Raw genomic sequence first — 19,221 nt, 5'->3', positions numbered from 1 at the left:
GGCTCCTCCCCGATAGCGTCTATAACAACGACAACGTGGCAGAGGGAGCTGTACATGAGTCTGAGACGTTTGAACATCGCCCCCCGTGCGGGGCTTGGCTTTGGCCTGATGGCCTTGCTGGTCGCCCTGCTCGGGGGCTTTTCTCTCCAACAGATGACCCAGATGCGCCACCAGGCTGAGCAGGTGGACGACAACTGGTTGCCCAGTGTCATTTCGGTCGGGCGCATGACCCAGGACATGTTGAGAATACGCGCCCTGACCTTGCGCCTGCTGATCGATCCGGCGCCGGCGGCGCAACAGCAGAACCGTGCGCGTATCGAAGAACTCAAGGCAGGTTTGAACGAAATACAGCAGCGCTACAAAGCGCTGATCGTGTTGCCGGAAGAGCACACGCTGCTCACTCGCTACCAAGGGCTGGAACGCCAATACCTGGACCTGCAGGGCCAGGTGATGCAACTGGCGGGCGAGGGGCGCACCGATGCGGCGGCGACCTTGGTCAACGGCGAGATGAACCAGTTCGCTGACCAGATGACCGCGACCCTCAACGAACTGATCGAGCTGAATATCCACCATGCCGATCGCGCCACGGATCTTGCCGAGGCGGTCTACGCAGGGGCCAAGGTCTGGGTGTGGGGATTGTTACTGGTGGCGGTGACCATGACCGTGGTCCTGGCGCTGGCCCTGACGCGTAGTATCGTGCGGCCCCTGGGGCAGTCGTTGCAGGTGGCCGAGACGGTCGCCAAGGGCGACCTGACGCCGCAGATCACCGTGCAGGGCGAGGACGAGCCTGCGCGCCTGCAGGCGGCGCTCAAGGTCATGCAGCAGAGCCTGCGTGACACCATCGGACGTATTTCCGATTCGGCGGGGCAGTTGGCTTCAGCTTCCGAGCAGCTCAGCGCGGTTACCGAGGACGCTACCCGTGGGTTGCAGCAACAGAGCCAGGAAATCGAGCAGGCGGCGACGGCCGTCAATCAGATGACCTCGGCAGTGGAGGATGTGGCGAGCAATGCGGTGGCGACGTCCGAGGCCTCCCGCGAGTCCGACCGTATCGCCCGCCAGGGGCGTGAACAGGTGCAGGCGACCGTGCATGCCATCGAGTCCCTGGCGGCGGGCGTGGCCGACAATGCCGATGAGGTTGGGCAACTGGCCCAGCAGGTTCAGGACATCAGCAAGGTGCTGGATGTGATCGGTGCCATTGCCGAGCAGACCAACCTGTTGGCGCTCAATGCCGCTATCGAGGCGGCGCGGGCGGGCGAGGCGGGGCGTGGCTTTGCGGTGGTGGCTGATGAGGTGAGGGCGCTGGCCCACCGTACACAGACGTCCACCCGCGAGATCGAGCAGATGATCGTTGCCATCCAGGCTGGCACCGAACGTGCCGTGCACGGCATGCAGCAGAGCAATGAGCGGGCGCGCTCGACCCTCGAGGGCGCTCATGCCGCGGGCGAGGCGTTGGAGGCGATCACGGCGGCCATCGCGCGGATCAACGAACGCAACCTGGTGATCGCCAGCGCATCCGAAGAGCAGGCTCAGGTGGCCCGCGAAGTGGATCGCAACCTGACCACCATCCGCGACCTGGCGCACCAGTCCTCGGCGGGCGCCGAGCAGACCTCGGCGGCGAGCCAGGCCCTGTCGCAGCTGGCGGTGGATCTGAACGCGCTGGTGCACAGGTTTTCGGTGTAGCCCCGCAAGGGCAAGGCCCTCGCTCTATGCTTGCAGCCAAACGAAAACGCCCCGAACCAGTCGGGGCGTTTTCGTTGCAGCGAGGTCAGGCTGTTACTTGCCAGTCCAGCGCTTGAGCACCAGGGTGGCGTTGGTGCCACCGAAGCCGAAGCTGTTGCTCATGACCGTGTCGATCTTGGCGTTTTCTTCGGTCTGGCGCAGGATCGGCAGGTCGGCGACCTCCGGGTCCAGTTCGTCGATGTTGGCGGAGCCGGCGATGAAGTTGTTTTCCATCATCAGCAGGCAGTAGATCGCCTCGTGTACGCCTGCGGCACCCAGGGAGTGGCCGGACAGGCTCTTGGTCGAGCTGATCTTCGGTGCCTTGTCGCCGAACACTTCACGCACACCCTTAATCTCGGCGACGTCGCCGACCGGAGTCGAGGTGCCGTGGGTGTTGAGGTAGTCGATCGGAGTGTCGACGGTGGACAGCGCCTGCTGCATGCAGCGGATCGCGCCTTCGCCGCTCGGGGCAACCATGTCGTAGCCGTCGGAAGTCGCGCCGTAGCCGACGATTTCGGCGTAGATCTTGGCGCCACGGGCCAGGGCGTGCTCCAGCTCCTCGACCACGACCATGCCACCGCCACCGGCGATGACGAAGCCATCACGGTCAGCGTCGTAGGCGCGCGAGGCCAGTTCCGGGGTTTCGTTGCGCTTGGTCGACAGGGCGCCCATGGCATCGAACAGGAACGACTGGCTCCAGTGCTCTTCTTCACCGCCGCCGGCGAAGACGATGTCCTGCTTGCCCCACTGGATCTGCTCCAGGGCGGTGCCGATGCAGTGTGCGGAGGTGGCGCATGCCGACGAGATCGAGTAGTTGATGCCCTTGATCTTGAACGGGGTGGCCAGGCACGCCGACACTGTGCTGCCCATGGTGCGGGTGACGCGGTACGGACCGACGCGCTTGACGCCTTTTTCGCGCAGGGTGTCCAGGGCTTCCATCTGGTTCAGGGTGGAGGCGCCGCCGGAACCTGCGACCAGGCCGGTACGCGGGTTGGAGACTTGCTCCTCGGTCAGGCCGGCGTCCTTGATCGCGTCCTGCATGGCCAGGTAGGCGTAGGCAGCGGCATGTCCGACGAAGCGGTAGACCTTGCGGTCGATCAGCTCTTCGAGGTTGAGGTCGATGGAACCGGAAACCTGGCTACGCAGCCCCATTTCCTTGTATTCCGGGTTGTAACGGATACCCGGACGGCTGTTGCGCAGGTTTTCGGTGACGGTAGCTTTGTCATTGCCCAGGCACGATACGATGCCCAGACCAGTGATAACGACGCGGCGCATGCGAATAACCCTTAGAAATTGTCAGTGGAGGTGAACACGCCGACCCGCAGGCCTTCGGCGGTGTAGATCTCGCGGCCGTCGACGCTGACCGAGCCATCGGCGATGGCCATGTTCAGCTTGCCCTTCAGGACGCGCTTGATATGAATGTTGTAGGTGACTTTCTGGGCCGAGGGCAGTACCTGGCCGAAGAATTTCACTTCGCCCGAGCCCAGGGCGCGGCCGCGGCCTGGCAGACCCTGCCAGCCAAGGAAGAAGCCGACCAGCTGCCACATGGCATCCAGGCCCAGGCAGCCCGGCATGACGGGGTCGCCTTCGAAGTGGCAGGCGAAGAACCACAGGTCCGGATTGATATCCAGCTCGGCGACCAATTCACCTTTGCCGTACTTGCCGCCTTCGGCGCTGATATGGGTGATGCGATCGACCATCAGCATGTTCGGGGCGGGCAGTTGCGCATTACCTGGGCCGAACAGCTCACCGCGACTGCAGCGCAGCAAATCTTCCCGAGTAAAGGCGTTTTGTTTGGTCATGCGAGCTCCTCAATAATCCCCGTGCGGCTGGGGCTGAATCTTCCCGGCCGGCTCGGCGGTTGAGTCCGAGACGGCAGCCTACAGGTAGACTATTGCGTTGTGGTGAAAGTCACAGCGCACCTGGCAAAGAAGTACAGGTGTGCACTGAAACGCTTATTTTCAGGGCCTATGCAGGTCCTGTCTAGTGGCCACGGCGGTTAATTCGGCTGCTTTGCGTCGTCGGGCGACCCGTCACCGACACCGGACAAGCCGCGTTCTGGCCTCCATCTCCCTAGACTGCCGCATTTCGGCGTTAATCGCCAGTCGCGGCTGTCCGTCGGGACAACCAGCGCTGCAACACCTGCTGCAATTCCGTTCGTTTGAACGGTTTGCTCAGGTAGTCGTTCATTCCCGCTGCCAGGCATCGCTCGCGATCGCCCTGCAGGGCATTGGCCGTGAGGGCGATGATCGGCACTTGCGCGCCATTGGGCAGCAGGCGGATGCGCCGGGTGGCCTCGTAGCCGTCCACCACGGGCAGGCGGCAGTCCATCAGCACGGCGGCGAAGCGTTGCTGGAGCACCTGCTCGACGGCCTGAAGCCCATCGAGGGCGGTGACGACATCGAAGCCCAGGCTGCGCAGCATGGCCTCGATGACGCTCTGGTTGACCGGGTTATCTTCCACCAGCAGGATCTGCCCGCCTTCCCAGGCCCCTTGGCCTTCGACGTCCTGGGCCGGCAGCAGGGTCGCCGTGGCGCTGGCCAGGGCCAGAGGCATTTCCAGGGTGAAGGTCGAGCCCAAACCTTCGCGGCTTTCACCGCGCAACTGCCCGCCCATGCGTTCGGCGAGGGTCCGTGCGATCGCCAGGCCAAGGCCTGTGCCGCCATAGCGACGGGAAATCGAGCTGTCGGCCTGCTGGAAGGCCACGAACATCATCTCCAGGCGGTCGCTGTCGATGCCGATGCCGGTGTCACGCACCGCGCAGGTGAACCACACCTGCTGGGCATCCAGGACCCGCCAACGGGCTTCTACTTCCACCTGGCCGTGTTCGGTGAATTTCAAGGCGTTGCCGATCAGGTTCAGCAGGATCTGGCGGATCCGTGTCGGATCGCCTGTGACCTGCAACCGGTCGATGCCCTGGGGGAGCTGTAAATGCAGGCCCAGCCCGCGCTGCTGGGCACTGTGCTGGAACGACTGGACGCTGCTGCTGATCAGCTCGCCCAGGTTGAAGGCGATGTGTTCGAGTTCCAGCGTGGTGCGCTCGATTCGCGAGAAATCAAGGATGTCGTTGATCACCTTGAGCAGGTGCCCGGTGGATTCGCTGGCCACGGCGGTGTAGTCAGCCTGTTCGCTGGTCAGTGGAGTGGTCTCGAGCAGTTGCAGCATGCCCAGTACGCCGTTCATGGGGGTGCGCAGCTCATGGCTCATCATCGCCAGGAACTCCGATTTGGTCCGGTTGGCCTGCTCGGCCTCCTCACGCGCCTGGATCATCTGGGCCATGGCCTGCTTCTGCTCGGTGCTGGCTTTCTCCAGGGCACTGGCCAGGTTGTTGATGTGTCGGGCCAGGTGTCCCAGTTCGCTGTCGTCGACTTCCGGCACCTGGGTCTTGAACTCGCCCTTCTGGATCGCCTTGACCGCATGGCCCATGTCGCTGATCGGCTTGGCCAGGCTCATGGCCAGGCGGCGGGCGAGCAGGAAGGTGAACAGCAAGGCGAACAGGGCCAGGATGCCGGCCTTGATGACGATTTCCTGCTGGCGCTGGCTGAACGCATCGTCGGACATGCCCACGATCACCCGCCCCAGATAGTCATCGCCAATGCTGGGAGCAGGCGTATTGCCCTGTTGCAGGAAGTCGTTGTCCAGGCGGATCTGTTGCAAGCGGATCGGTGCCTGGAACACTTCCACACGCTGGGCACGGTTGACGTTCTCGCCGTTCTGCTCGACGTACACCAGGATGTGGTTGCGGCTGTCCTGCACCTCGAGAAAACGTACGTGCGGAATGCTCAAGGTCGCGCGCATGAGGCTTTCGAGTACCTCATTGTTGCCGGAAATCACGCCATATTCAGAGGCGGGAGCCAATTGGTTGGCGATCAACTGCCCGGTATGGTTGAGCTCCTGGCGCAGGTCCTGCAGACGCACGAAGGTGAAGAAGCTGATCAGCAGCAGGGTCAGCAACAGGGCGGGGCCCAGGCTGATGATCTGGGTGCGGGTGTGGATGTCCCAGCTCAGGCGGTTGCTCATGGGGTGGGCTCTCCTTCGGCCAGGACCACGGCGGCGGCCTTGGGGTCGATCGGCTCCAGCCCCAAGGCGCGAGCCACCTGCTGGTTGCCGCTGACCCCATAGTGCGCGGGGTAGTGGCTGCGCGGCCAACTGGCGGGCGAGCGGTCGAGCAACTGGTCGAGCACTGCGAGCCAGTCGTCCTGGTCGCTGAAGGTGCTGGCCAGCGCCCCGGCACGGACAAAGCCTGCGTTGGGGCCGATCAGCGCCATCTGCCGGCCATAGCTGCTGAGCAGGACATTCTTGGCGGTCTTGGAGTTGTACAGGTCGGGGTCGTCGATCCCCAGCAGGACATCGCTGTTGCTCAGCAGGTGTTGCAGCGGGCGACTGTCGCGCGGGTCCGGCCAGTCCTGTGCGACGATCTCAAGGCCCAGTGGACGGGCGGCCAGGCGCAGCTCGTCCAGCATGAAGCGGCTATGTTCGCCGTACAGCACTCCGATTCGTCGCGCCTGTGGCAACAGGTAGCGCGCCAGGCGCAATTGCCGACCAGGCGGTGGATCGCTCCACAACAGGCACAGGTAGGCGGGACGCGACTTTCCCAGGCGTTGTTCCGCCTGTACCCGACTGACACGCAAGGCCAGCGCCGGAGGGCCAGCGGCCTCGCCAAGGCGCCATTCGAACGCTGCGTTGTCGAGCAGCACCAGGCGCACATCCGCCTTCAACTGCCCGGGCCTGGGCAGGGTGTCGACGGTCTTGAAATGCACCTGGTCGGTGGGGCGACGCGCTTCCAGGGCGGAGACGAAGCTGCGTACGCCGGGTTGGTCGCTGGCGCCTACCAACAGAATCTCGCTGGCTGACACCGCGCCCAAGGGCCACAGGCAGAACAGCAGCAGGCGCAGCAGCAAGGCCATCAGAACTCCAACTCCGCGCTCACGCTCAGGCGATGACGGCTGTCGTAGCGGTTCTGTGGCACGGTGACGGGCTCGTCGTCCAGGCGCTGCTGCCAGAGCGCGGCCAATTCCAGGTTGCTACCCTGGATGCGAAGGCGCTTGGCCACTCGCAGGTCGAGGCGCTCATAGCGGTACTGGTTGAGTGCGTCGTCACCGTAATAGAAGAGCGCGCTGGACCACCCGTCTCCCCATTCGTGCATCCAGCCGGCCGAGCCACTGTTGCGTGCGCTTAGGCGCCGATCGTTGGGGTTGCTGGCCCAGGCATCGACGTAGGCGTAGGTCAGGCGCAGCCGGTCACGCAGGGTAGGGCGCCAGTCCAGCTGTGTCTCGCTGCCACTGAAGCGGGCCTTGTTGGCGTTGCTGGCGATGTACTGGTTGTTGCGCAACGGCTCGCTGATCATTCCGGTGATCTCGTCATAGAACAGCTTCACATCCATGCTCAGGTCGATGTCGCTGAAATTGCCGTTGTAGCCCAGCTCTCTCGAACGCATGCGTTCTTGTTCGAGGTTGCCCGGACCACGTGTCTTGACGAAGTATTCGCCGCTGCTGAAACCGTAGTAGTTGGGCGTGAGGTTATCGACCGTATAGCTCCAGTTGACGTTGTTCTCGAACATGTCGGGTGAGCGTACGGCTTCGGAGTACACCGCGCGCAATCCGTGGCGCGGGGTAATCAGATAGTTGACCGCCATGCGTGGAGTGAGGGAGCTGCCTGAGAGGCGCGAGTCTTCCAGCATCGCGCCGCCCTGGAGGATCCAGTGTTCGTCGGCGCGCCACTCCAACTGGCCGAACAGGCGCCAGGTCTGGTCATCGAGGCTGCCGTTGAAGTAGGTCTGGGAGTCGGCGCGGTCGTAACGGTAGTTCATGCCACTGAGCAGACGCAGGTTGTCGGTCAGGCTCAGGGTGTCCTGGATTTCCAGGTCGAAGCGGGTTTCCCGGGTGCTCTGGTCGACGTCGCCGCAGATGGTCTGGTTGGCGCCGGCGGCCCATTGGTCCTGGACTTTTTGAAGCAAGTCGTTGAGCACTGGGTCGGTGGTCGTGGGGACGTTGCCGCTGTTGATGTTGCGTGCGACCCGTTCGGTGAAGTCCGGGTCCAGTTGCCAAAGCCGGGCCATTTCCGGGCTGAATGCCAAGGCTGCGTCGCACGCTCGCCAAACCTGATCACGCTCGAATTGTTGGGCGGAGGTCTGGACATAGAAGCTGTGCTCGGGATTGAAGTCGATGTTCCAGCGTACGGAACCTGCATAATCCTTGGCATTGACATCGGCGTTGTCCCCAGACGGCGCCCTGCGAAATACCGGCTGATACGTATAAGGCCGCTGGTTGCTCCCTTCCTTGGCCGCCAGTTGCCATTCCAGGGTCTGGTTCACCGCCAGGTTATGGCTGGCGCTGAGGTTGAAGCGGTTGAGGCGGCGGCTGTCGCGGTAATCGTTGCCGAACTGGTCCTCGTCAAAGCCATCGTCCTGCATGCCGGACAGCGACAGGCGCATGTCGCCGCCTTCCCAGCCAAAGCCCTGGCTGGCGTAGTAATCGTTGATGCCGTCCTGGCCGCGGGTGACCTTCACCCGGGTGCCATGGCTGTCGGCGGGGTTGCGGGTGAGGATGTTGACCACCGCCATCAAGGCGTTGGCCCCGTAACTCACGGTGTTGGGTCCGCGGAATACCTCGATCCGGTCGATGTCCTCGATGGCCAGCGGGATGTCGCTCCAGTCCACCGTGGCCAGGCCCGCGCGATACACCGAGCGGCCATCGATCAGCACCTGCATGCGCCGCGCGTCGTTGACGTTGCTGCCATGGTAGTTGACGGTCGGCTGGTTGCCGGCGACGTAGCCCACCATCATGCCGGGTACCAGGCGCATCAGCTCGGGGATGTCGCGTGCGCCGCTGGCGCGGATCAGTTCGCTGTCGAGCACCGTCATGCTGCCAGGTACAGCGGCCGGGGATTGTTTCAGGCGTGTCGCGGTCAGAACCTGCGGCAGGTCCTGGTTGTCGAGGAACATGTCATCGGCCAGGGCCGGGCCGCCCAAGAGGGCAGTCAGCAACAACAGGCGAGGGTAAGGTGGCGTGCCAGGGAACACGGTACGGCCTTGTTTCAGAGATGAAACAGGCATGTTAACTGACCGCTTGGGTTTTGCCAGTGCGATTTGATATCCATACGCAGGGCTGGCACTGCCACTGGCTCTGTCGCATGCGCGCCGTATAATGCCCCGGTCGCCAACTTAACTTATTGGCTTTAACGGATTGGATATGACTGAACAGCAACCTGTTGCAGTTCTGGGTGGCGGCAGCTTCGGCACCGCCGTGGCGAACTTGCTGGCCGAAAACGGCGTGCCGGTACGGCAATGGATGCGTGACCCCGAGCAGGCCGAGGCCATGCGCGTCAATCGCGAGAATCCTCGCTACCTCAAAGGCATTCGCCTGCAGGATGGAGTGGAGCCGGTCAACGACCTGCTGGCCACGTTGCAGGCCTGCGACCTGATCTTCGTCGCGCTGCCTTCCAGCGCCTTGCGCAGCGTGCTGGCGCCTCATGCCGAGCTGTTGCGCGGCAAGGGTCTGGTCAGTCTGACCAAGGGCATCGAGGCGCAAAGCTTCAAGTTGATGAGCCAGATCCTCGAAGAGATCGCGCCCGAGGCTCGCATCGGCGTGCTGTCGGGGCCGAACCTGGCCCGCGAGATCGCCGAGCACGCCCTGACCGCCACCGTGGTGGCCAGCGAGGACGAAGCCCTCTGCCAACGCGTTCAGGCGGTGTTGCATGGCCGCACCTTCCGCGTCTACGCCAGCGCCGACCGCTTCGGCGTCGAACTCGGCGGCGCGTTGAAGAACGTCTACGCCATCATTGCCGGCATGGCCGTCGCCCTGGGCATGGGCGAGAACACCAAGAGCATGCTGATCACCCGCGCGCTGGCCGAGATGACCCGCTTCGCCGTGAGCCAGGGCGCCAACCCCATGACCTTCCTGGGCCTGGCCGGGGTCGGCGACTTGATCGTCACCTGCTCTTCGCCCAAGAGCCGCAACTATCAGGTCGGCCATGCCCTGGGCCAGGGCCTGAGCCTGGAACAGGCGGTGAGCCGCCTGGGCGAGGTGGCCGAGGGCGTCAACACCCTCAAGGTGCTCAAGGCCAAGGCCCAAGAGGTACAGGTGTACATGCCGCTGGTGGCTGGCCTGCACGCGATCCTCTTCGAGGGGCGTACGCTGAACCAGGTGATCGAGCACCTGATGCGCGCCGAGCCCAAGACCGACGTCGATTTCATTTCCATCAGCGGTTTCAATTGATCCCGGAGCACATGCATGAACGACACAGCCAACCGCGCCCAGCGCGAATCGATCATCCTGCGGGTACTGTGGATGCTGGTGTTCCTCTTGGTCTGGCACATGGCCCAGCTGTTGCTGGGTGGCCTGGTGCTGGTCCAGCTGATCTATCGCCTGGTCTATGGCGCGCCCAGCGGCAGCCTGATGAACTTCGGCGACAGCCTGAGCCAGTTCCTGGCGCAGATCGGCCGCTTTGGCACCTTCCACAGCGACCAGAAGCCCTGGCCGTTCGCCGACTGGCCGACCCCTCGCGCCCCTGAAGGCGAAGTGCCCCACGAAGTTGCCTCGGCGCCTCACCCGGTGCGTGACCAGGAGCCCAAACTGTGAAGGTCTGGGTGCTGCGCCATGGCGAGGCCGAGCCACGTGCCAACACCGACGCTGAGCGGCGCCTGACCAACCATGGTCGCGAGCAGGTGCTGCGCAGCGCCGCGCGCCTGTTGGGCCAACCGCTGCAGGCGATCATCGCCAGCCCTTACGTTCGGGCCCAGCAGACCGCCGCCCTGGTGCATGACGCCCTGGGCTTCGAGGAACCGGTGCGTACCGTGCCTTGGCTCACCCCCGACAGCGATGTCGGGCAGGTGATCGGCGAGCTGGACAAACTGGGCCTGGAGCATGTGCTGCTGGTGAGTCACCAGCCCTTGGTTGGCACCTTGGTGGGCATGCTCGAACACGGCCATGGCCAGCAACCGGCGCCCCTGAGCACGGCGAGCCTTGCTGAGCTGGAAGGGGACTGGCCGCTGGCCGGGTTGATGACCTTGCTGGGGCTGTACCACGCTGGCTGACCCTGGCTTTTGGCGGTGATCTCTTCGCAGGTAAACGCGCTCCCAGACGCGGCGGTAGGTTTGATAGCAACACAGAACCTGTGGGAGCGGGCTCACCCGCGAAGAAGGTGACACACATGCCAGGCATGTCCGGATCGCCCTCAGCGATGACCTTTCCGAACGTTGCCGCCCCAGCGCGCCATGCCGACAATGGGCTATCACTTCCCATTCAGACCAGGCCGCCATGTCGCAGCAGATCTTCTTCGCCCACGCCAATGGCTTCCCTTCGGCCACCTACGGCAAGTTGTTCGCCGCCCTGGCGCCGGACTACCAGGTCCGGCACCTGGCTCAACATGCACACGACCCGCGGTTTCCGGTCAACGACAACTGGCAGAGCCTGGTCGATGAGTTGCTTCATCACCTGGGCCAGCAGGGGCAGCCGGTCTGGGGCGTCGGCCATTCCCTGGGTGGCCTTCTGCACCTGCATGCCGCCCTACGTTGCCCGCAGTACTACCGAGGCGTGGTGATGCTCGATTCGCCTGTGCTGACCCGCGCCGACCAGTGGATGATCCGCGCAGCCAAGCGCCTGGGCTTCATCGACCGCATCACCCCGGCCGGGCGAACCCTGGGGCGTCGCGAGGCATTCCCCGACCGTGACAGCGCACGGGCCTATTTCGCCGGCAAGACGCTGTTCCGCCACTTCGACCCCGATTGCCTGGAGGCGTATCTGGAGCACGGCCTGCAGGCCACTCAGGAGGGCTTGCGCCTGCGCTTCGACCCGAGCACCGAAATCGACATCTACCGCAGTATCCCCCACGTCAGCCCGGCGCCAGCGCGCCAGTTGCAGGTGCCGCTGGCGGTGGTGCGTGGCGACCAGAGCCGGGTGATCCGCCGACACCATGCCCTGGCGGTGCGTGGCATTCCCCGGGGCGAATACCACAGCCTGCCAGGTGGGCACATGTTCCCGCTGGAGCGCCCGGGAGACACTGCGCGCTTGATCAAAGGCCTGTTCGATCGCTGGAGCCGGGCATGAGTACGCACGTCGAAGAGATCCGCCTGAGCCTGGGCCATATCGAGCTGGCGGCGCACCTGTTCGGGCCGGATGACGGCCTGCCGGTGATCGCCTTGCATGGCTGGCTGGACAACGCCAACAGCTTCGCCCGCCTGGCGCCGCGCCTCAAAGGGCTGCGCGTGCTCGCCCTGGACCTGGCCGGGCATGGCTATTCCGAGCATCGCCCCGTCGGCGCCGGTTACGCCTTGGCCGACTACGCCCACGATGTGCTGCGGGTGGCCGAGCAACTGGGATGGAAGCGCTTTGGTCTGCTCGGACACTCGTTGGGCGCAATCATCAGCGTGCAACTGGCGGGTGCCTTGCCCGATCGCATCAGCCACCTGGCGTTGATCGACGGCGTGATCCCGCCCACGGCCCGCGAGCAGGACGCCGCAGAACGCCTGGGCATGGCGCTGCAGGCGCAACTGCGCCTGGATGGCAAGCGCAAGTCGGTGTACGCGACCCTTGAAGAAGGCGTACAGGCGCGCATGAAAGGCATGGTCGCGGTCAGCCGCGAAGCCGCCGAGCTGCTGGCCCAGCGTGGCTTGATGCCGGTACCGGGCGGCTACAGCTGGCGCAGCGACAGCCGCCTGACCTTGCCATCACCGGTACGCCTGAACGAGGCGCAGGCCATGGCCTTCGTGCACAGGCTCGCGTGCCCGGCCTGCCTGGTGGTGGCGGCCGATGGCATGCTCGCGCAGCACACAGCCTTGCTGGAGCAGCTACCCTTTGAGCAGGTCACGCTGCCCGGTGGCCATCACCTGCATTTGAATGACGAACAGGGCGCAACCCTTGTTGCAGACTGTTTCAATCGCTTCTTCGGCTTTTCTTGACTTGCACTGGACAAGTGTCGAGGCTTGGCGGGTTGAACACGGAGACAACCATGCACATGCCAGACATCCTGGATAACCCCATCGGCGCCCTGTGCGTGACAGGTGGCCGATGATCACGCGCACCCTGATCGCCGTTTGCCTGGGCCTGGCCAGCCCCTTGTCGTGGGCCGGCAGCCTGCCCGTGCCGGTGGACGCCAAAGTGGTCGACCAGCGTCCGGCCGTGGAGCAGGAGCGGGTCTACCCCATGGGCCCTTTGCGCAAGATCAGCGGCCGCCTGCGGGTGGACGAGAAGGTCGAAAGCCGCGGCCAGGTCAGTTCCGTCACCTATGAGCTCCCTGTCGAACGGACCGCCCGTGAGGCCTTCACCAGCGCCCGCGAGGCCTTGCAGCGCGAGGGAGGCTACCCGCTGTTCTGGTGCCAGGGCCGTGATTGCGGCGAAGCCAGCCTGTGGGCCAACGAGGTGTTCGCCAATGCCCGCCTCAATGGTGGTGACGAGCAACAGGCGTTCATTCTTCTGCGCCGCTCCGCCGAAGAGGCCGACACCCTGGTCTCGCTCTACAGCGTCACCCGTGGCAATCGCCGCGCCTACCTGCACGTCGAGGAGTTCGTGGCCGATCACCCTCTGGGCGAGCTGTTGCCGACTCCGGCCACGGTGCTGCGCGAACTGCGCGACACCGGCAAGCTGGACTACCCTGACCTTGCCGCACCGCAGCCCACCTGGGTGGCTTTGCTCGGGCGCAGCCTGAACCTGGACAGCACCCTGCGCGCCAGCCTCAGCGGCGCCCAGGCCGAGGCCTGGCGCGAGCAACTGGTAAACGCCGGCGTGCGCAGTACCCGCCTGGAAGTCGGGACGGCACCCACCGAGGGCCTGCACCTGGAGCTGATCCGTTGAATGAGCCCATCCATGCCCAACAATGATCGCCTGCTGATCCAGATCCTGCTGCTGGCCTTGCTCGGGGCCGGTTTGTGGGTGATGGCGCCTTTCATCTCGGCGTTGCTCTGGGGCGCCATCCTGGCGTTCGCCAGTTGGCCGCTGATGCGCCTGCTCACCCGCGTGCTGGGCGGGCGCGAAACGCTCGCCGCGAGCCTGCTCACCGCCGTGTGGATCCTGGTGGTGGCCTTGCCGCTGGTGTGGCTCGGCTTCAATCTGGCCGACCACATCCGTGATGCCACCGCGTTCATCCGTGACGTACAGGTCGACGGCTTGCCCGACGCCCCCGACTGGCTGGGCAGCATCCCTCTGGTGGGGGAGCGCCTGGTGCGCTGGTGGGACTCCATGGATCAACAGGGCGCGGCCTTGCTGGCCTCGATCAAGCCCCACCTGGGGCAGGTCGGCAACTGGCTTCTGGCACGCAGTGCGCAGATTGGCAGCGGCGCCCTGGAGCTGACCCTGAGCCTGGTGTTCGTGTTCTTCTTCTACCGTGACGGGCCGCGCCTAGCTGCTTTCGTGCTGCGCTTGTTGCAGCGGTTGATGGGGGATCGCGCCGAGTATTACCTGGACCTGGTGGCTGGCACTGTGCAGCGCGTGGTCAACGGCGTGATCGGCACTGCCGCGGCCCAAGGCCTGCTGGCTTTGATCGGCTTCCTGATCGCCGGCGTGCCGGGCGCCATCGTGCTGGGCCTGGTGACCTTCATGCTCAGCCTGATCCCCATGGGGCCGCCGCTGGCCTGGATACCGGCCACCGGCTGGCTGGTGTGGAAGGGTGAGTACGGCATGGCGGTGTTCCTCGGCCTGTGGGGCACCTTCATCATCAGCGGCGTGGACAACGTCCTCAAGCCCTACCTGATCAGCCGCGGTGGCAACCTGCCGTTGGTGATCGTGCTGCTCGGGGTGTTCGGCGGGCTGATCGCCTTTGGCTTCATCGGCCTGTTCATCGGGCCGACCTTGCTGGCGGTGGGCTACAGCCTGCTGCTGGACTGGAGTCGTAACGCGGGGCAGCAGACACCCCAGCGGTAGACAGGCCAAGGCTCTCCATGCCGCCATCCTTGCGGGGGTACCCGCGACGATGGCGGCTGCCGAAAAGCCTGATCTTTACGCACTCTTTATGCCCTGGCCCCACCCCCCGTCTCGTCCCTTTACGCCCCTCCCTCGGACAATTGCCCTAAAGCGGCCTATGCGCCGTACCAAGGGAGATGCGTACATGAACATGCTGGACGGGGTGTCACTGCTGCTGGCAGTGGTGTTGGTGATGTACCTGCTGGTGGCGCTGCTGCGCGCCGATCGCAGCTAAGGGGCGGCCATGCACAGTTACGACTACCTATTGCTGCTGGCGTTCTTCGCTATCGTACTGCTGCCAGCACCCTGGCTTGGGCGCTTCTGCTTCAAGGTGATGGAAGGGCAGCGCACCTGGCTGACACCGGTGCTCGGCCCGCTGGAGCAAGGTTGCTACCGCCTGGCCGGCGTACGCGCCGATCAGGAGCAGAACTGGAAGCAATACACCCTGGCCTTGCTGGCCTTCAACCTGGTGGGCTTCGTGTTGTTGTTCACCATGCTTCTGCTTCAGGGGTACCTGCCGCTGAACCCGCAGCACCTGCCGGGGCAGGAGTGGGCGCTGGCGTTCAACACTGCAGTCAGTTTCATGACCAACACCAACTGGCAGGCCTACAGCGGCGAAGCCTCGGTCAGCTACCTGAGCCAGATGATCGGCCTGACCGTGCAGAACTTCGTGAGTGCCGCCACCGGCCTTGCCGTGCTGGTCGCGCTGTGCCGAGGGATTGCTCGTCGCTCCACCACCACGCTGGGCAATTTCTGGGTTGACCTGACCCGCGCCACCCTCTACGTACTGCTGCCATTGTGTCTGGTGCTGGCGCTGCTGCTGGTGTGGCAGGGCGTGCCGCAGACCTTTGCCGACTACGCCCACGCGCTGACCTTGCAAGGCAGCGACCAGACCCTTCCCCTTGGCCCTGCCGCCAGCCAGATTGCCATCAAGCAACTGGGCACCAATGGCGGCGGCTTCTTCGGCGTCAACTCGGCACACCCGTTCGAGAACCCTACGGCCTGGAGCAATCTGTTCGAGGTGGCATCGATCATCCTCATTCCGGCAGCGCTGGTGTTCACCTTCGGCCATTACGTCAAAGACCTGCGCCAGAGCCGGGCGATCCTCGCCTGCATGTTGGGTCTGTTCCTGCTCGGCGGCGCCACGGCGCTGTGGTCCGAGCAACAGCCCAACCCCGCCTTGGAAAGCGCCCAGGTACAACAGGGCGCGCCGCTCGAAGGCAAGGAAAGCCGCTTCGGCACCACCGCCTCGGTGCTGTGGAGCGTGACCACCACCGCCGCCTCGAACGGTTCGGTCAACGCCATGCATGACAGCCTCAACCCGCTCACGGGTATGGTGGCCATGGTCAACATGATGGTCGGCGAGGTGATCTTCGGCGGCGTCGGCGCGGGGCTGTACGGCATGTTGCTGTTCGTGCTGATCGCTGTGTTCCTGGCGGGCCTGATGATCGGGCGCACGCCGGAGTACCTAGGCAAGAAGCTCCAGGCGCGGGAGGTGCAACTGCTGGTGGCGACCTTGCTGGTGATGCCGGTGGGTGTACTGGTGCTCGGTGCCATCACCGCGAGCCTCGCCGGGCCTGCCAGTGCCGTGACCAATCCCGGTGCCCACGGCTTCAGCCAACTGCTCTACGCCTACACTTCCGGCACCGCCAACAACGGATCGGCCTTTGCCGGGTTCGGTGCCAATACGCCGTACCACAACCTGATGATCGGTCTGGCCATGCTCATCGGCCGCTTCGGCTACATCCTGCCGGTTCTCGCCCTGGCTGGCAGCTTGGCAGCGAAGAAGAGTGCGCCCCAGGGCCTGAACAGCTTCCCCACCCATGGCCCGCTGTTCGTGGTCCTGCTGCTGGTGACCATCCTGCTGGTCGGTGGCCTGACCTTCCTGCCGACCCTGGCCCTCGGGCCGATTGCCGAACACCTGAGCCTTGGCTTCTGAGGACCTCCCATGAACATGCCTATTCCTGACGTCAAAGCCCACCGCACCGCCGTGGACCAGACCCGCTTCGCCGCGCTCTGGCGTCCAGCCCTGGTACAGGCTTTCGTCAAGCTCGACCCCCGTCAACTCAAGCGCTCGCCGGTGATGTTGGTGGTCGCCCTGACCGCGCTGCTGACCACGCTGCTGTGCTTCGTCCCCGGCAGTGGCGTGGGGACCGGCGTGGCCCTGCAGATCGCCCTGTGGCTGTGGTTCACCGTGCTGTTCGCCAACTTCGCCGAAGCCCTGGCCGAAGGCCGCGGCAAGGCCCGTGCCGACAGCCTCAAGGCCGGCAGTCAGGGCCTGACCGCCCAGCGTCGCACCGCCGATGGCGGCTACGAGACCGTGCCCGCCACCCAGCTGCGCAAGGACGATGTGGTCAAGGTCGTCGCTGGCGAGCTGATCCCTGGTGACGGTGAAGTGCTCGAAGGCATCGCTGCGGTCAACGAGGCGGCCATCACCGGCGAGTCGGCCCCTGTGGTCCGTGAGTCCGGCGGCGACCGCTCGGCAGTGACCGGCAACACCCGTCTGGTTTCGGACTGGCTGTTGATTCGCATCACCAGCAACCCCGGCGAGTCGACCCTGGATCGCATGATCGCCTTGGTCGAAGGCGCCAAACGCCAGAAGACCCCCAACGAGATCGCCCTGGATATCCTGCTGATCGGCCTGACGTTGATCTTCCTGATCGTGGTGGTGACCCTGCAGCCATTCGCCCGGTTTTCCGGCGGCAGCCTGCCGCTGATCTTCCTCGCCGCGCTGCTGGTGACGCTCATCCCCACCACCATCGGTGGCCTGCTCTCGGCCATCGGCATCGCCGGCATGGACCGCCTTGTGCGCCTTAACGTCATCGCCCGCTCCGGCCGTGCGGTGGAGGCGGCGGGTGATGTGCACACGCTGATGCTCGACAAAACCGGCACCATCACCTTCGGCAACCGTCGTTGCAGTGCACTGCATGCCGCGCCCGGCATCACCGCGCGGGAACTGGGGGAGGGCGCGTTGTTCGCCTCGCTTGCCGACGACACTGCCGAGGGCAAGTCGATTGTCGAATACCTACGTCATCAACAGGCGTTCATCGAACCTTCGGCCAACCAGTTCGACGCCATTGCCTTCAGTGCAGAGACGCGGCTCTCGGGTATCGACTTCCAGCAACGCTGCTACCGCAAGGGCGCGGTCGATGCGGTGTTGGCCTTCGTCGGCCTGCAACGCCTGGAGATGCCCACGCCGTTGGCTCGTGAAGTCGAGCGTATCGCCCAGAGCGGTGGCACACCGCTGCTGGTGTGCATCGACAAGCGTTTGCTGGGAGTGATCCACCTCAAGGATGTGGTCAAGCCCGGCATTCGCGAGCGTTTCGCCGAGCTGCGCAAGCTGGGGATCCGTACGGTGATGGTGACGGGCGATAACCCGCTGACCGCCGCTGCTATTGCCGCCGAAGCGGGGGTCGACGATGTGCTGGCCGAGGCCACGCCGGAGAAGAAGCTGGCGCGCATCCGCCAGGAACAGAACGACGGCCGCCTGGTGGCCATGTGCGGTGACGGCGCCAACGATGCCCCCGCCTTGGCCCAGGCTGATGTCGGCATGGCCATGAACGATGGCACCCAGGCCGCGCGCGAGGCGGCCAACATGGTCGATCTGGACAGCGACCCGACCAAGCTGCTGGACGTGGTCCAGGTGGGCAAGGAACTGCTGGTCACCCGCGGTGCGCTGACCACATTCTCCATCGCCAACGACGTGGCGAAGTACTTTGCCATCCTGCCGGCGCTGTTCGCCGCGATCTACCCGCAGTTGGGCGTGCTCAACCTCATGCAGCTGCAGAGCCCGCAGAGCGCGATCCTTTCGGCCATCGTGTTCAACGCGCTGATCATCGTCGTGCTGATCCCGCTCGCGCTGCGCGGCGTGCGCGTCCAGGCGGCGAGCGCGGCCCACCTGCTGCGACGCAACCTGCTGATCTACGGCGTGGGCGGCATCATCGTGCCGTTTGCCGGGATCAAGGCGATAGATCTTTTGCTCAACGCCCTGCAACTGGTTTGAAGGAGATGGACATGACCACATACCTACGCCCGGCCCTGAGCCTGGCCCTGTTGATGACCCTGGTCACCGGCGCGCTGTATCCCCTGGCGGTGACCGGCATCACCCAGGTCGCCTTCCCCGAGCAGGCCAATGGCAGCCTGGTACGTGACGAGCAGGGGCGGGTGCGCGGCTCGGCCCTGATCGCCCAGGATTTCACTGGCGATGCCTGGTTCCACTCGCGCCCGTCGGCCGGCGCCTACGCCACCGTCGCCAGCAGCGCCAGCAACCTCTCGCCGAGCAATCCGGCCCTGGCCGAGCGGGTCAAGGCCGAGGCCTCTGCGCTCTACAAGCCCCAGCAAGGCCCTGTACCCCTGGCCTTGCTGACCACCTCCGGCAGCGGCCTGGATCCGCACCTGCCGCCCGATGCCGTGGCCTATCAACTGCCTCGTGTGGCGTCGGCGCGGCAGGTATCGGTGGAGCGCTTGCAAGCGTTGGTGGAAGCGTCCACCCTCCACCCATTGATCGGCCCGCCTGTGGTCAACGTGCTGGCGCTGAACCAGGCGCTGGAGCGCCTGGCCCCAATGCCCTCCGGCTCCTAAGCCTTGTCGGAGCTGGCGAAGCCTGCGG

Annotated in this window: 17 protein-coding genes and 1 pseudogene; 13 read left to right on the top strand and 5 right to left on the bottom strand. The window is 64.9% G+C overall.

The genetic code is table 11. The features are described 5' to 3' along the window. Window positions 1-54 precede the first annotated feature (54 nt). Together ABOA88_RS08375 and ABOA88_RS08370 are read left to right on the top strand one after the other, a co-directional pair. Window positions 55-597, top strand: a pseudogene (locus tag ABOA88_RS08375) (MCP four helix bundle domain-containing protein); the annotation flags it as partial. Window positions 598-627: 30 nt separating this feature from the next. Beyond that, window positions 628-1,680, top strand: a complete 1,053-nt coding sequence (locus tag ABOA88_RS08370; protein WP_440127975.1) for a methyl-accepting chemotaxis protein — start codon at window positions 628-630, stop codon at window positions 1,678-1,680. A gap of 93 nt (window positions 1,681-1,773) precedes the next feature. On the opposite strand, the gene fabB is transcribed toward ABOA88_RS08370, so the two are convergent. The 5 genes from fabB to ABOA88_RS08345 form a co-directional block, all read right to left on the bottom strand. Beyond that, window positions 1,774-2,994 (bottom strand): beta-ketoacyl-ACP synthase I, encoded by a 1,221-nt coding sequence (fabB, locus tag ABOA88_RS08365; protein WP_070092875.1) that lies wholly within the window; start codon window positions 2,992-2,994, stop codon window positions 1,774-1,776. An 11-nt stretch (window positions 2,995-3,005) separates the two neighbouring features. Beyond that, the gene (gene fabA, locus ABOA88_RS08360) at window positions 3,006-3,521 is read right to left on the bottom strand and encodes a 3-hydroxyacyl-[acyl-carrier-protein] dehydratase FabA (protein ID WP_043211383.1); all 516 of its coding nucleotides are present in this window, start codon (window positions 3,519-3,521) and stop codon (window positions 3,006-3,008) included. Window positions 3,522-3,813: 292 nt separating this feature from the next. Next, window positions 3,814-5,739, bottom strand: coding sequence for an ATP-binding protein (locus ABOA88_RS08355; RefSeq protein ID WP_196169118.1), 1,926 nt, complete (start codon window positions 5,737-5,739; stop codon window positions 3,814-3,816). After that, entirely contained in the window at window positions 5,736-6,626 is an 891-nt protein-coding gene (locus ABOA88_RS08350; protein WP_196169119.1) for an ABC transporter substrate-binding protein, read from the bottom strand. Before ABOA88_RS08350 ends, ABOA88_RS08355 begins: the two co-directional genes overlap by 4 nt. Beyond that, window positions 6,626-8,773: a TonB-dependent receptor plug domain-containing protein gene (locus ABOA88_RS08345; protein ID WP_367851306.1), complete on the bottom strand. Its 2,148-nt coding sequence runs from the start codon at window positions 8,771-8,773 to the stop codon at window positions 6,626-6,628. The genes ABOA88_RS08350 and ABOA88_RS08345 overlap by 1 nt, the downstream gene beginning before the upstream one ends. A gap of 136 nt (window positions 8,774-8,909) precedes the next feature. Here ABOA88_RS08345 and ABOA88_RS08340 point away from each other — a divergent pair, with 136 nt between their 5' ends. From ABOA88_RS08340 to kdpC, 11 genes are all read left to right on the top strand, one after another. Beyond that, complete coding sequence (locus ABOA88_RS08340; protein WP_043211374.1) at window positions 8,910-9,935, top strand: NAD(P)H-dependent glycerol-3-phosphate dehydrogenase; 1,026 nt, start codon at window positions 8,910-8,912, stop codon at window positions 9,933-9,935. Window positions 9,936-9,950: 15 nt separating this feature from the next. Beyond that, window positions 9,951-10,298: a DUF4389 domain-containing protein gene (locus ABOA88_RS08335; protein ID WP_043211372.1), complete on the top strand. Its 348-nt coding sequence runs from the start codon at window positions 9,951-9,953 to the stop codon at window positions 10,296-10,298. Further along, the gene (gene sixA, locus ABOA88_RS08330) at window positions 10,295-10,753 is read left to right on the top strand and encodes a phosphohistidine phosphatase SixA (RefSeq protein ID WP_367851307.1); all 459 of its coding nucleotides are present in this window, start codon (window positions 10,295-10,297) and stop codon (window positions 10,751-10,753) included. The genes ABOA88_RS08335 and sixA overlap by 4 nt, the downstream gene beginning before the upstream one ends. A gap of 223 nt (window positions 10,754-10,976) precedes the next feature. After that, window positions 10,977-11,765, top strand: a complete 789-nt coding sequence (locus ABOA88_RS08325) for an alpha/beta fold hydrolase (RefSeq protein WP_367851308.1) — start codon at window positions 10,977-10,979, stop codon at window positions 11,763-11,765. Then, window positions 11,762-12,616: an alpha/beta fold hydrolase gene (locus ABOA88_RS08320; RefSeq protein ID WP_367851309.1), complete on the top strand. Its 855-nt coding sequence runs from the start codon at window positions 11,762-11,764 to the stop codon at window positions 12,614-12,616. Before ABOA88_RS08325 ends, ABOA88_RS08320 begins: the two co-directional genes overlap by 4 nt. A gap of 109 nt (window positions 12,617-12,725) precedes the next feature. Next, window positions 12,726-13,508 carry a DUF4892 domain-containing protein gene (locus ABOA88_RS08315; RefSeq protein ID WP_196169124.1) on the top strand — a complete coding sequence of 261 codons (783 nt, stop codon included), beginning with the start codon at window positions 12,726-12,728 and terminating at the stop codon, window positions 13,506-13,508. A 12-nt stretch (window positions 13,509-13,520) separates the two neighbouring features. After that, on the top strand, window positions 13,521-14,573 hold the full coding sequence (locus ABOA88_RS08310; RefSeq protein ID WP_196169125.1) for an AI-2E family transporter: 1,053 nt from the start codon (window positions 13,521-13,523) through the stop codon (window positions 14,571-14,573). A gap of 184 nt (window positions 14,574-14,757) precedes the next feature. Next, window positions 14,758-14,847 carry a K(+)-transporting ATPase subunit F gene (gene kdpF, locus ABOA88_RS08305; RefSeq protein WP_367851310.1) on the top strand — a complete coding sequence of 30 codons (90 nt, stop codon included), beginning with the start codon at window positions 14,758-14,760 and terminating at the stop codon, window positions 14,845-14,847. Between the two features lie 9 nt (window positions 14,848-14,856). Continuing rightward, window positions 14,857-16,551 (top strand): potassium-transporting ATPase subunit KdpA, encoded by a 1,695-nt coding sequence (gene kdpA / locus ABOA88_RS08300; RefSeq protein ID WP_367851311.1) that lies wholly within the window; start codon window positions 14,857-14,859, stop codon window positions 16,549-16,551. A gap of 9 nt (window positions 16,552-16,560) precedes the next feature. After that, window positions 16,561-18,615, top strand: a complete 2,055-nt coding sequence (gene kdpB / locus ABOA88_RS08295; protein ID WP_367851312.1) for a potassium-transporting ATPase subunit KdpB — start codon at window positions 16,561-16,563, stop codon at window positions 18,613-18,615. An 11-nt stretch (window positions 18,616-18,626) separates the two neighbouring features. Then, window positions 18,627-19,193, top strand: a complete 567-nt coding sequence (kdpC, locus tag ABOA88_RS08290; RefSeq protein ID WP_196169129.1) for a potassium-transporting ATPase subunit KdpC — start codon at window positions 18,627-18,629, stop codon at window positions 19,191-19,193. The last annotated feature ends 28 nt before the right edge of the window (window positions 19,194-19,221 follow it).

Source organism: Pseudomonas sp. PKS (genome assembly GCF_051913525.1).
GTDB lineage: Bacteria > Pseudomonadota > Gammaproteobacteria > Pseudomonadales > Pseudomonadaceae > Aquipseudomonas > Aquipseudomonas guariconensis_D.
The sequence above is the reverse complement of the archived record's forward strand: the minus strand, read 5'-3'. Positions and strand labels throughout refer to the sequence as shown.

What these genes read in the sequence shown, in the direction of transcription:
- fabB (WP_070092875.1), bottom strand. Translation starts at nt 2,994, where the DNA reads ATGCGCCGCGTCGTTATCACTGGTCTGGGCATCGTATCGTGCCTGGGC.
- fabA (WP_043211383.1), bottom strand. Translation starts at nt 3,521, where the DNA reads ATGACCAAACAAAACGCCTTTACTCGGGAAGATTTGCTGCGCTGCAGT.
- ABOA88_RS08355 (WP_196169118.1), bottom strand. Translation starts at nt 5,739, where the DNA reads ATGAGCAACCGCCTGAGCTGGGACATCCACACCCGCACCCAGATCATC.
- ABOA88_RS08350 (WP_196169119.1), bottom strand. Translation starts at nt 6,626, where the DNA reads ATGGCCTTGCTGCTGCGCCTGCTGCTGTTCTGCCTGTGGCCCTTGGGC.
- ABOA88_RS08345 (WP_367851306.1), bottom strand. Translation starts at nt 8,773, where the DNA reads ATGCCTGTTTCATCTCTGAAACAAGGCCGTACCGTGTTCCCTGGCACG.
- ABOA88_RS08340 (WP_043211374.1), top strand. Translation starts at nt 8,910, where the DNA reads ATGACTGAACAGCAACCTGTTGCAGTTCTGGGTGGCGGCAGCTTCGGC.
- ABOA88_RS08335 (WP_043211372.1), top strand. Translation starts at nt 9,951, where the DNA reads ATGAACGACACAGCCAACCGCGCCCAGCGCGAATCGATCATCCTGCGG.
- ABOA88_RS08325 (WP_367851308.1), top strand. Translation starts at nt 10,977, where the DNA reads ATGTCGCAGCAGATCTTCTTCGCCCACGCCAATGGCTTCCCTTCGGCC.
- ABOA88_RS08320 (WP_367851309.1), top strand. Translation starts at nt 11,762, where the DNA reads ATGAGTACGCACGTCGAAGAGATCCGCCTGAGCCTGGGCCATATCGAG.
- ABOA88_RS08315 (WP_196169124.1), top strand. Translation starts at nt 12,726, where the DNA reads ATGATCACGCGCACCCTGATCGCCGTTTGCCTGGGCCTGGCCAGCCCC.
- ABOA88_RS08310 (WP_196169125.1), top strand. Translation starts at nt 13,521, where the DNA reads ATGCCCAACAATGATCGCCTGCTGATCCAGATCCTGCTGCTGGCCTTG.
- kdpF (WP_367851310.1), top strand. Translation starts at nt 14,758, where the DNA reads ATGAACATGCTGGACGGGGTGTCACTGCTGCTGGCAGTGGTGTTGGTG.
- kdpA (WP_367851311.1), top strand. Translation starts at nt 14,857, where the DNA reads ATGCACAGTTACGACTACCTATTGCTGCTGGCGTTCTTCGCTATCGTA.
- kdpB (WP_367851312.1), top strand. Translation starts at nt 16,561, where the DNA reads ATGAACATGCCTATTCCTGACGTCAAAGCCCACCGCACCGCCGTGGAC.
- kdpC (WP_196169129.1), top strand. Translation starts at nt 18,627, where the DNA reads ATGACCACATACCTACGCCCGGCCCTGAGCCTGGCCCTGTTGATGACC.